Source organism: Microcystis sp. CS-574, assembly GCF_028329095.1.
Taxonomy (GTDB): domain Bacteria; phylum Cyanobacteriota; class Cyanobacteriia; order Cyanobacteriales; family Microcystaceae; genus Microcystis; species Microcystis ichthyoblabe_A.
The window spans coordinates 1-11,096 of record NZ_JAQMSY010000141.1; the positions used below are offsets into that span (position 1 = coordinate 1).

Consider the following 11,096-nt stretch of genomic DNA (forward strand, 5'->3'; position numbering starts at 1 on the left):
GGGGGATCCCCCCGCCCATCAGCACCCCCCTTATCAAGGGGGGCAGGGGGGATCAGACGCAAAATCTATCTTCAATTTAATTATAACTACTTACTTATAAACTGTAATGATTAAACAATAGAGCGAGAAATTGAAATCCCTAAAGGGATCAAGTGACTATATCTCGTCGCTGCGAATACTATCCACCAAATTCTGTCGCATCTCTAGGAATTCTCGGGATAGCCGCAAAGAAGCCGGGGTTACCTCGTGGTCACGGTGGGCGAAAGGATTGACGATATCCTTAACCACGCGACCGGGACGAGCGTGGAGGACAACGATGCGGGTGGCGAGTAAGAGAGTCTCTTCCACGTCATGGGTGATGAAAAAGATCGTTTTCCCTGTTCTCTGCCAAATGCCTCTGAGATGGGTTTGGATCGATTCGCGGGTGAGCGCATCGAGTGCGCCAAAAGGTTCGTCCATGAGAATAATCGCTGGTTCGGCGGCTAGGGTACGGGCGATCGCTGATCGTTGTTGCATCCCTCCGGAAAGCTGATAGGGGAAGAAATTCGCCGCTTCCGAGAGTCCCACCATCTCCAAAGTGGCGGATACCCTTTGTTTTCGTTCCCGATCGCTCACTCCTTTCATTTTTGGCCCAAACTCGACATTTTTGGCGATCGTTAACCAAGGGAACAGGTTAGGACGTTGAAACACGACCCCCACATCGGGATCAGGTTCGGTATGTCGTTTCCCCGCGACGGTGACTATTCCCGTCGTCGGCCGTTGGTAGCCAGCCAAGACCCGTAATAACGTCGTCTTACCGCACCCAGAAGAGCCTAACACGCAGACGAAATCTCCTGCGAACAAGCTTAGATTAATGTCCCGCAAGACTTCATTTCCTTCGCTACCTGAGCCGAAGGTAACACCGACATTGGCTAGTTCGCAAATCATCACTTCTCGCCTCGGGGTATCGGAGATAGTTTTCGCAGCAAAAGAGTAACTCATGGACTTTCAGAAACTAGAGGGCTTTGGTAAGGAGGCTTTTTTGAAAGGTAGCCAGATCGGGCGCGCTGGTGATTTTTTTCTGGTTGACCGCGAAATCTGCCGATTCCTTAAGGATTCTGGCGAAGTCACCGGGATTGTCGGTCGTCCCCAGATATTTCGGCGATTGCTGTTCGCTCGAATCCAACCAGATCAACTCTTTGACCGCGGCGGCCGTTTCCTCCGGCGTGATATTCAGTTCTTTAGCTAAAGCTTTGATCGCGTTTTCCGGATCGCTCCGGTATGTCTTAACCGCCTCATCCAACACGGCGATATATCGCTTCACCACGTCGGGGTACTGTCCGGCGAATTCCGTTCGCACTACCCCGAGATCCGCCGTGACAATGCCTTTTTTAGCCAGATCGGCCGAGGAGATCAGCACCGTTCCCCCGTCTTTCTGAAGTTTACTGAGATTCGGTTGCCAGACGTAACTCGCATCGATATCCCCCCGCTGCCAAGCGGCGACGATATCTGGGGGTTGTAAATCTAAGATATTCAACTCCTTCTCGGGAATATTTTCCAGCGCCAGTAGGGATTCCAAGGAGAAATGAGCAGTGGAACCAAAGGGAGTGGCCACTTTTTTGCCCTTGAGATCGGCGATCGACTTGATGTCTTTCTTCACGATCAACGCCTCCGCCGCGCCGATCACGTCGAGGATAAAATACACCTGATAGGGTAATCCACTGGCGATACCCACGCTGGCGGGGACTGTTCCCAACGCCCCGAAATCGATTCCTTTGGCGGCGATCGCCGTGTTCACGTCCCGTCCCGAATCGAAGCTGATGTATTCTACCTTGGCATCAGGAAAGGCTTTGTCCGCCAGTCCCAAGGCTTTCGCCAGTAGTTCGGGATTGGGGATCACCTGATAGCCGATGCGGATTTTTTCCGGAAGTGTTCCGGTCGTGGCGGGGGACGAAGAGGAAGAACTTCCTGTCTTCTCGCCGACACAGCTAGAGAGGATCACAGGTACACTCGCGCCCAACAAACCTAACAATACTTCTCGACGTTTGATTAACATAAGATATCTCGTTACAATCACTAAGAAAAAAACTCAGGCATCCCGACCGATCCAGGGCAATTGGGTTTTCTCTATCCAACGGATCACTGCGTCGATCGCTATGGCGATTAACCCCATGATGATAATGCCGACGAAAATAACATCGCTGCGGAGAAATTTACTGGCATCAAGTACCATCCAACCGATACCCGAAGCAGCGGCCACCATTTCGGCCGCCACTAGGGTGGAATAGGAAACCCCGATCGCCGTTCGCAATCCGGTGAAGATTTCCGGCAAGCAGGAGGGGAAAATGACATAGAAAAATAACTGCCAGCCGGAAGCGCCGAGGGATCGTGCGCCGTTGATTCGGTCGATCGAGATCCGTTCCACCCCGGAAACCACCGCTAGAAAAAGTGGGGCGAAGGCGGCCAAGAATAACAGGGCGACTTTCGACGGATTCTCGATGCCTAACCAGATGACTAACAGGGTGTAGTAAGCGAGGGGGGGTAGCGGTCGGTAGAACTCGATAATTGGGTCAAGGGCTGCTCGGATCGGTTTGGAGAAACCGCATAACATACCCAGGGGGATGGCGGTAACAGTCGCCAGCACTAGCGCCGCCATCAGTCGGTACATACTCTGAAAAAGGTGATAGAGAAGCGAGTGGCCCTTGTAGCCACTTTGCAGAATATCGACAAATGCCGACCAAACCGCTGCAGGCGTTGGGAGAAACAGGGGATTAGCCCAGCCTAAAGACGTACTGAGATACCAGAGGGCGAAGATCAGCAGCACCGCTCCCAGAGAGATCGCTCGCTCCGGAGTCAGAAAACGATAGATCGGGGATTTTCGAGAAGGATTTCGGGTGGGTGTCTTTTCCGGTTTCAAAACCATACAACTCCCTCGCGGCTAATAGGAAAAGAGCGATCATTTCTCGGAAAGAAATGATCGAACTACTGCTAATTTCTCTCGTGTAGCCTAATCACAAATTCGTAAAGTTAGCTAGTCTATCGAGATTTCATTATCCTACGGCAAGCAGACCAAAAAAGTCAAGTTTGTTGATCAAAATAAACTCATATAATTTTGTATAAATTGTACTTGACAAATATTTCTGGCGTTGCTGGTTTCAGACATAAATTTTCTTTTATAGAATTTTAAAATTCATACCCAGAATGACTTTTAGCTGGATGCAAGGTTGTCATTTATACCTTAATTAAGTAACGGACAAAAAAGTAAACGGGCAGCCATAGATAATAACTAATGGAACGACCTAGCGAAGAGTCTGGATATCCTGACAAAACTTGCGCCGCTCGGAAATTTGTGTCATACTCCTCGATCAATCAATAAATATAGTATGCCTATCAACTTACTGTATTTAATTTGCGGTGAAGGAGTCTATAAGTATGTTCGAGGGATTTCTAGTTCGATTATTTTCGGGTTCGGTTTTGGTCGGGATAGCCCTCGCGAGCGCAAATTCGTCGCAGGCCGAGGAAAAATTTTTAGAAAACCAGCCGCCGATGGCCCAGATCACTTCGGTTTCCCAATTGCGGGACGTATCGCCGAGTGCGTGGGCCTATCAAGCACTGCAACAATTAGTGGAACGGTACGGCTGTATCGTCGGCTATCCCGACAGAACCTTTCGGGGCGATCGAGCCTTAACGCGATGGGAGTTCGCCGCGGGCTTAAACGCCTGTCTGAACACGATCGAGCGGTTACTTCAGGAAAATGTAGCGATCGCCCGCGAGGATATCGTTCGGCTTAACCGATTGGCGGAGGAATTCGCCGCCGAGTTGGCGGCCTTGGGTGCCAGGATCGACAATCTCGAACAGCGCACCGCTTTTCTAGAAAATCATCAATTCTCGACGACGACAAAACTGAAGGGAGAAGCAATCTTTGCCCTGACCGACGCGTTCCAAGGTTCGATACAGGGAAGTAACCTTGTGTTTCAAGATCGGGTTCGTCTATCCTTGGAGTCTAGCTTTACTGGAAAAGACCTCTTAACCGTCCGATTGGCGGCCAGTAGTACGACCCGATTGCGACTCCCCGGATTCCCCAATAACGCCCAGGGCAACCAAACCTTTAACCTCCCGGCGGGGAACGGCAACGATATCGTCCTCGACTGGCTCGCCTACGAGTTTCCGGTGGGCGATCTGTACGTCTATCTCCCAGCCTATAGCGGTCGCTGGTGGGATTTCGCCCCGACTCTTAACCCCGTGATCGGGGGAGGGACGAACGGCCGGAAAGCCCTCAGTATCTTCGCCCAATTCAATCCCGTCTACACCCTCGGCGGGGGTTCGGGAGTCGGTCTAAATTACAACATCGGCAAACAGTTTACCATTAGCGCCGGCTATCTGGCGGGAGACGATACATCGGGAAACCCCAATCCGGGAAACGGTTTATTTAACGGGGAATATAACACCCTGTTCCAACTAGCTTGGTTGCCCGGCGCGAACGCGGGTATTGCGCTCACCTATGTCCACGCTTATCAACCGGACGGACCGCTCTTCGACTTCGGCACGGGAGGGGCGAAAATCGGTACGGCTCCCGCGAACGCGCCCTTTAACGGGCCGGTTTCCTCGAACTCCTACGGGGTTTCGGGTTTCTTCCAGTTTAACCCCTACGTCATTCTTAACGGTTTCTTCGGTTACACCAACGCCCGAAGGACTAGCGGTTCCGGTAGTGCCGATATCTGGTACTATGCGCTAGGACTCGGCTTTCCCGATCTGGGCAAAGAGGGTAATTTAGGCGGTCTCATGGTGGGCGCAGAGCCGTATCGGGGAGATACTAGCCCGAACGATCTCTCGCTCCATCTGGAGGCGTTTTATAAGTACCAATTGACAAAGAATATCTCGATCACGCCGGGGGTGATCTGGATCACCGCGCCTAACCAGGATGCGGGAAATCCCGACGGGATCATCGGGACAGTCAGAACCACGTTTACTTTCTAAAAGACATCCCGTTATCGCCACATTTGCTCTTGCATTTTTCGTATTTAAGTCACCGATCTGAGACGGTGAGAACTAGGAACTAGAGGATAAATCTATGGGTTTCAACTATTTCAATATTGAACCGATCGCCGGGCGAATTGGAGCCGAGATCGTTGGCATCGATCTGAGTCAAAATCCGAGCGATGATCTAATCGCGGAGATCCGTAAGGCGTTGATTCAATACAAAGTTATTTTTTTTCGACAACAAACCTTAGACGAAAAGGGTCACATCGCTTTTGCCCGTCGTTTTGGCGAGTTGACGAAAGCTCACCCCACTGTACCGGGTTACTTAACGGATTACCCTGAAATTTTTGATTTAGATTATCGGCGACACCATGCCTATACGGATCTTTGGCATACCGACGTTACTTTTGTAGAACGACCGCCATTAGGCTCGATTTTACGTGCGGTTATTATTCCGCAATATGGAGGGGATACGATGTGGGCTAATACGGTGACAGGATATGAAGATTTGCCACCCCATTTGAAAGCCTTAGCTGAGCATCTGTGGGTCGTTCATACCAATCACTCGGATTATGCCGCTTCTACGGTTGATATTTCCCAATCCAAAAGGGATTACGCCAAGGTTTTCCAATCGACAATTTATGAGGCTATCCATCCGGCGGTGCGCGTCCATACTGAATCTGGTGAGCGATCACTGGTATTAGGATCCTTCGCCCGTCGTATTAAAGGACTTTCTTCAGAGGATTCTTTCGATACCCTAAAACTTTTGCAATCCTACGTCACCCGTCCGGAAAATACAGTGCGTTGGCGTTGGCAAGTGGGGGATATCGCTTTTTGGGATAATCGTTCTACCCAGCATTACGCGATTGCGGACTATGGCGATCGCCCCCGTCGGGTGCAACGAATCACCATCGTGGGTGATGTTCCGCTCAGTATTGACGGACAGCGTGGTGGTGTGGTTACGGGAGACGTTAGCGATTATATTCCCGTTTCCACTCTATGAAACTGGCTCTACCGAACCTGTCATATAAAACTATCAACAACTCATGCTTGTAAAGCTTGTACACTAAGGCTTTGAGTTTTTGTTAGATTGATATTTATCAACTTTACAGCATTGCTCTGCAGAGAGGGAGCTTGAGGAATTTTCTACAGTGTAAGTTCGGAAGAACCACTAAAATTCAGTTTAAACTGTCTCCAAAACCGTCAAAAACCGAAAAAGCGGAGAAGGGTTGATCAGGATTCATACCTGTAAAAACTCGATGGGTGATTGAAAGAAGTAATTCTTGGATGGAACGCTGCCAATCTTTAGTCAAAAATTTTGAGCGCACTTTAGAACACTCCACTACCAAAATTCATCTCTGTTTTCTTCGACTTCTACTAGGACGATTAGCTGTATCCTAAGATACCAAATGGATTCTATAAAATCAGGTAGGGTTATCATCCCTACCCATAACTTTTATCTCAAAGCAGTTATCCGTCATTTTTAGTTAAGAATTACCCTTGGGAGCATGGTAAGGTTCAGCATCAAAAGGCTGCATCCCCACATCGGGATATTCGTCATTGTTGGGACTAAAAATGCGAGCGAAAGCCTCTGTTAGGTACTGGACAAAATCGTGTAATGTATCCTTGATATTCATTGCTTTTCTCTCCGACTCTCGACAACAATCTCTGTTCAACTTGGGAAAGGCTGATTCACCCCCCCCATCCCCATTGTCTCGCCAGAATCTCATCAATTGTTGACTTTTGAGATAATTCTTGAATAATCTTCATAAGACTTTATATTTTTTCTGGTTTATCTAAACTTTTATAATAATTCTTGTATTTTTGTAAAGGAAAGATTATTCAATTAAATCGCTGAACAAATATTTGATTGTTGTCCAGAAAGGATTGTATCTTTGTTGATCATCTAAGCATAAATATCCATTGACAAAAACTTTTAATTGAGCATTATCTATCTCCTCATCCAAAAAAGGTTCGATGGCTTTCTGACGAAAGTCGTTGATTTTATTGAGGTTTAATCCCAACTTTTCGATAGTATTAATTGCTTTTTGATCATCTTCTTGTGCAGGTTTAATTGTACCATCATAGTTAAAGGCAAAGTGAGACTCACAATCGGGATTAAGTGGAGAGATTAAGAGATTTTCATCAAACCAGTTATCTTTTAGATTACCACAGTGCCGAGGTTCACCAGACTTAAGATTTGCCTGACAGGAACATAGCAAATTGGCATAATCTAGGGGATCAACACTGGGATCACTCTGAGGTTTAAAATGTTCTATATGCCATTTACCATCAATCAATCGACTTTCACAATAACAACATATTTCCCCCTGTTCTGTCATCAAAGCTTTAATTAGTATTTCTTTTGGGTTTCCCGCTAAATTTCTAAAGTCGGGCTGCCAATCTGAGTTAGCTTGCTCTTTCCAATTCTTAAACTCTGGTGGTTCTTGTCTTTTTCTAATATACTTCATTTTCCGATAATTTCCTTGCGTCGAATAATAACTTCAGCTTTAATTAATTCTGGATCATCTTGAATTTTAGCTCTGAGATCATTGATTTTATTTTTAGCTGCCTCTAATTGATTTTGAGAAATTTGTTCATAGATATCTTTCAAAGCTTCAGCGATTTCCTTGGGACGAGTTGTCTCTAATCCCATCAAATCTTCTAAAATTCGATCAACATTTTTGCCGTAGGACTCCTGCACGGGATGAATTTTTATTCCCATTTCTGTTTGTTCCATGAAGTGTAAACTTTCTGGTTGAACATGAGTGATAATATTAGGAGAATGGGTGGAAATAAAAAATTGACAGTTAGGAAAAACTTCTAGTAATTTAGGTACTACAAATCTTTGCCATTGAGGATGTAAATGTAAATCAATTTCGTCAATGATAATAACACCAGTACCCGTTAAGGGATCAGGATTTTGAGGATTAGCAATCGCCATTCTTCGAGCTAAATCTCCAAGCATAGCAATCAGACATTTTTCTCCATCAGAAAGTTGATTAACAGTAACTATTTTATTCTTTTTTGTTACTTCCATTCTCAAGGGATTACGACGGACGCTAAGATTACTAAAATCCGGTAGAAAACGTTCGATCGTTTCCCGAACCGCTTCCAATTGGGGATCAGGAAAACAAAAACCTTCTGGTTTAATTAGATAATCCTGATATTTTCTATTTTCATTTTCTAAATCTTCGCGCTCGCGAAACCATTCAAAAAAAGTGCGAAAATCTGATCCACTGGTTAAAGCATTTTCGTAGGCACTTAGAGATTCAAATTGATGTTTTGTTTTAATTTTTAAGGGTATATCCAGCACTGCTCGATTAACAGAATAATAAACAAATAAAGGTAGGTTAATTTGTCCTTGATGTTCAGTAATTTGTCGTTGTATTTGTTGAGTGTATTCATTTAATTGGCTAAAATTACTCCGTTCTCCAGCGTGGATATATCCAGTCCTAGTTTTTACTATTTTCCAAGTAATCTCTTGACTATCTTCCGTCACCCCAGTGATTTCAATTATAGCCGTCCACTGACCATTATTAATCTCGGTTTCGTTAATCTCTGGAAGTCGTCCACTGGCATTAGTATTTTTTAGGCGATTAACTAACCATGAAAGCATAATAGCCAAACTGTCTAAAATGGTGGATTTTCCAGCACCATTAACTCCTATAAATACGTTTAATTGCCGATGAAAGTCGATGTTTAAACTGACTGCACCTCGATAATTAATAAGCTTTATAGACTTAATTCTCATGGTTTTTTGTATCGGCAAGATTTGCTTATATTTGAGATAATTGTTAGAGAATGACTCTCCAATAATTGCCAGTAAAACTTAGATAGGGTTAAGAGACAGTAGGACAAGGAATAGAAAAAAATATCGACCAAAGAAATAATATCTAATTTTGGCACAGAACCGGATAGTCATAATGATTATTTATCATTTACCCTCGACCAACTCAAAAAAACCCCGGCTGACTTTCCCGATCGCTGCCGTCTGTGAGACAATCGATCGAGTGTTATCCTAAACTCTGCCAATTTTCATGTCCGACGACGCTACTATTCGCACTGCTGTACAACGTCTCTACAATACCTATCCTTTCCCCCCCGAACCGCTCCTAGATGAACCTCCTCCCGGTTACAATTGGCGCTGGAATTGGATTGCTGCCTATAACTTTTGTTGTCATCGTAAACCTGAACGAGAGGATATCCGCATTCTCGATGCGGGTTGTGGTACTGGTGCGGGAACCGAATATCTGCTCGCGCTCAACCCTTTTGCTAATATAGTCGCTATAGATATCAGTGAAAAAGCCCTAGAAATTGCCAAAGAACGCTGTAATCGTTCGGGAGTCGCACCAAAACACCGAGGTTCTCTGGATTTTCACCATTTACCCCTCGAATCGGCCACCAATCTCCCCGGAGAATTTGATTTAATTAACTGCGTCGGGGTGCTGCACCATCTCCCGGACCCGATTAAAGGTATTCAATCCCTCGCGCAAAAACTGGCCCCCGGTGGTCTGCTGCATATTTTCGTCTATGCACAATTGGGACGCTGGGAAATCCAGTTAATGCAATCTGCGATCGCACTTTTGCAAGGAGACCGACGCGGGGATTATAAAGATGGGGTCGCTGTCGGCCGAAAGATTTTTGCCTCTCTACCAGAAAATAATCGCATTTTGAAACGGGAAAAAGAGCGTTGGTCAATGGAAAATCATCGCGATGAATCCTTCGCTGATATGTACGTTCACCCCCGGGAAGTGGACTATAATATCGATACCCTCTTTCAACTGATTGATGCGTCAGGATTAGCTTTTATTGGCTTTTCTAACCCTTCCTACTGGCAATTAGAGCGTTTATTGGGTAAATCCCCCGAATTGATGGCTAGAGCGCAAAATTTAGGGGAAAGGGAACGTTATCGCTTGACGGAATTATTAGATCCAGAAATCACCCACTATGAATTTTTCCTCGCTAAACCACCGATTCTGACTGCCGATTGGTCCCGGGATCAAGTCCTAGAGAATGCAGTGGCCGAAGTTCATCCCTGTCTTTATGGTTGGCCTAGTGCAAGTGTTCTAGATTACGATTATCGGCCAGTTAATCTCTCGGAGAGAGAATTTGATTTTCTACAAGCTTGCGATGGTCGTTTAACCGTGGGAGCAATCGATGCTCAAGTTGGTTTAGGATTAACTGGTGTGCGTTCTTTACAACAGCGCCAACTACTGATTTTAAGTTAGGGAAAACTTGGGGATGTTAGAGATAGCGTCCCTTGGCAATCGGCAACTTTTAAACTAACTTGGCTAAATCTTGCCAAAAATTCTTGTTTCTTAACAATTATCCCCCTCTCTCCCCATAGTTTCAGCCCCAGAAATGACTAGGGCTGAATTATAATAGTTATATAGAGTGGACAAGGCTGATAAATTTCTGATTGGTCCGATTTTTACCCAGATCGGCAAACGGGAGTTTAGTCATTATCCCAAGATTCCGAGGCGATTAAGTCACCAATTTGATCCCTGAGAAGGTAGTCACACCGTTCTAGTTCACATTCAACACAAACCCACTCCCGAGGGGGAATGAACTGACAGAGGGTGTAGATCGGTTGGTGTCTGCTCACTACCCCCTGTTCTACCATCTGACGGACTTCGTCCTTAATCATCCTGATAGAGTAAGCGGTGGGAGCGGTGGAGAAAGTTATGGCACTCATGGGAGATTTCCTGCAAGATCTACAAAAAAGTCTTATCAATAACTATACTCTAACCTATAAGGGGACAAAAGAGATTTTTTGCTGTATCGAGGATGACAATTTTTTATATATAGCGAAACCCTCTCCCCTCGCCAGTTTAGGCTTAGGTTAAGAAAAGTTAAATTCATCGGCTAAAAGCTGTCGAGTCCCCTTATGCCAAATCAGTGATCAGTGATCAGTTATCAGTGATCAGTTATCAGTGATCAGTTAAGCTGTTGACTATCTAGGGTTTGCTGAATAAATCTAAAAACCTTGTTGGATAAGACTTTTAGACTTTTTTCCCCTCAAAAAGTGCCAGCCATTGGGGTGATCGGGGGGAAAATTCCTGGACTTTTTCCCTGAAAATTAGGTAGTTGACCACCTGAAAATCGATAAAACCCCACACCCCACACCCCACACC

The 11,096-nt window shown here is 45.6% G+C and carries 11 protein-coding genes; 3 read left to right on the top strand and 8 right to left on the bottom strand.

Annotation, left to right across the window (positions count from 1 at the left end):
* Nucleotides 1–156: 156 nt before the first annotated feature.
* The 3 genes from PN470_RS11135 to PN470_RS11145 are packed head-to-tail and all read right to left on the bottom strand — an operon-like array spanning nt 157 to nt 2,902.
* Complete coding sequence (locus tag PN470_RS11135; protein WP_016515845.1) at nt 157–981, bottom strand: ABC transporter ATP-binding protein; 825 nt, start codon at nt 979–981, stop codon at nt 157–159.
* A gap of 13 nt (nt 982–994) precedes the next feature.
* Nucleotides 995–2,035 (bottom strand): taurine ABC transporter substrate-binding protein, encoded by a 1,041-nt coding sequence (locus PN470_RS11140; RefSeq protein ID WP_016515844.1) that lies wholly within the window; start codon nt 2,033–2,035, stop codon nt 995–997.
* Nucleotides 2,036–2,068: 33 nt separating this feature from the next.
* On the bottom strand, nt 2,069–2,902 hold the full coding sequence (locus tag PN470_RS11145) for an ABC transporter permease (RefSeq protein ID WP_016515843.1): 834 nt from the start codon (nt 2,900–2,902) through the stop codon (nt 2,069–2,071).
* A gap of 509 nt (nt 2,903–3,411) precedes the next feature.
* On the opposite strand from PN470_RS11145, the gene PN470_RS11150 reads away from it, so the two are divergent.
* Together PN470_RS11150 and PN470_RS11155 are read left to right on the top strand one after the other, a co-directional pair.
* Entirely contained in the window at nt 3,412–4,956 is a 1,545-nt protein-coding gene (locus PN470_RS11150; protein WP_272104551.1) for an iron uptake porin, read from the top strand.
* A 94-nt stretch (nt 4,957–5,050) separates the two neighbouring features.
* Nucleotides 5,051–5,962 (top strand): TauD/TfdA dioxygenase family protein, encoded by a 912-nt coding sequence (locus tag PN470_RS11155; RefSeq protein ID WP_271935659.1) that lies wholly within the window; start codon nt 5,051–5,053, stop codon nt 5,960–5,962.
* 175 nt (nt 5,963–6,137) lie between these two features.
* On the opposite strand, the gene PN470_RS11160 is transcribed toward PN470_RS11155, so the two are convergent.
* The 4 genes from PN470_RS11160 to PN470_RS11180 all read right to left on the bottom strand — a co-directional run bounded on the left by PN470_RS11160 (nt 6,138) and on the right by PN470_RS11180 (nt 8,713).
* Nucleotides 6,138–6,302: a hypothetical protein gene (locus tag PN470_RS11160; RefSeq protein WP_272104552.1), complete on the bottom strand. Its 165-nt coding sequence runs from the start codon at nt 6,300–6,302 to the stop codon at nt 6,138–6,140.
* A gap of 144 nt (nt 6,303–6,446) precedes the next feature.
* On the bottom strand, nt 6,447–6,596 hold the full coding sequence (locus PN470_RS11170; protein ID WP_150978318.1) for an isochorismate synthase: 150 nt from the start codon (nt 6,594–6,596) through the stop codon (nt 6,447–6,449).
* Between the two features lie 201 nt (nt 6,597–6,797).
* Nucleotides 6,798–7,430 carry a retron system putative HNH endonuclease gene (locus PN470_RS11175; protein WP_271939551.1) on the bottom strand — a complete coding sequence of 211 codons (633 nt, stop codon included), beginning with the start codon at nt 7,428–7,430 and terminating at the stop codon, nt 6,798–6,800.
* The gene (locus PN470_RS11180) at nt 7,427–8,713 is read right to left on the bottom strand and encodes an AAA family ATPase (protein ID WP_271939553.1); all 1,287 of its coding nucleotides are present in this window, start codon (nt 8,711–8,713) and stop codon (nt 7,427–7,429) included. Before PN470_RS11180 ends, PN470_RS11175 begins: the two co-directional genes overlap by 4 nt.
* Before the next feature lie 286 nt (nt 8,714–8,999).
* Between PN470_RS11180 and PN470_RS11185 the strand changes: the two genes are divergently transcribed.
* The gene (locus PN470_RS11185) at nt 9,000–10,190 is read left to right on the top strand and encodes a class I SAM-dependent methyltransferase (protein WP_271939555.1); all 1,191 of its coding nucleotides are present in this window, start codon (nt 9,000–9,002) and stop codon (nt 10,188–10,190) included.
* Nucleotides 10,191–10,417: 227 nt separating this feature from the next.
* On the opposite strand, the gene PN470_RS11190 is transcribed toward PN470_RS11185, so the two are convergent.
* Entirely contained in the window at nt 10,418–10,657 is a 240-nt protein-coding gene (locus tag PN470_RS11190; RefSeq protein ID WP_002738935.1) for a DUF4327 family protein, read from the bottom strand.
* Nucleotides 10,658–11,096 lie beyond the last annotated feature (439 nt).

Excerpts from the sequence above, each read along its gene's own strand:
- PN470_RS11145 (WP_016515843.1), bottom strand. The coding sequence starts at position 2,902 with ATGGTTTTGAAACCGGAAAAGACACCCACCCGAAATCCTTCTCGAAAA.
- PN470_RS11180 (WP_271939553.1), bottom strand. The coding sequence starts at position 8,713 with ATGAGAATTAAGTCTATAAAGCTTATTAATTATCGAGGTGCAGTCAGT.
- PN470_RS11185 (WP_271939555.1), top strand. The coding sequence starts at position 9,000 with ATGTCCGACGACGCTACTATTCGCACTGCTGTACAACGTCTCTACAAT.
- PN470_RS11140 (WP_016515844.1), bottom strand. The coding sequence starts at position 2,035 with ATGTTAATCAAACGTCGAGAAGTATTGTTAGGTTTGTTGGGCGCGAGT.
- PN470_RS11155 (WP_271935659.1), top strand. The coding sequence starts at position 5,051 with ATGGGTTTCAACTATTTCAATATTGAACCGATCGCCGGGCGAATTGGA.
- PN470_RS11150 (WP_272104551.1), top strand. The coding sequence starts at position 3,412 with ATGTTCGAGGGATTTCTAGTTCGATTATTTTCGGGTTCGGTTTTGGTC.
- PN470_RS11190 (WP_002738935.1), bottom strand. The coding sequence starts at position 10,657 with ATGAGTGCCATAACTTTCTCCACCGCTCCCACCGCTTACTCTATCAGG.
- PN470_RS11170 (WP_150978318.1), bottom strand. The coding sequence starts at position 6,596 with ATGAATATCAAGGATACATTACACGATTTTGTCCAGTACCTAACAGAG.
- PN470_RS11135 (WP_016515845.1), bottom strand. The coding sequence starts at position 981 with ATGAGTTACTCTTTTGCTGCGAAAACTATCTCCGATACCCCGAGGCGA.
- PN470_RS11175 (WP_271939551.1), bottom strand. The coding sequence starts at position 7,430 with ATGAAGTATATTAGAAAAAGACAAGAACCACCAGAGTTTAAGAATTGG.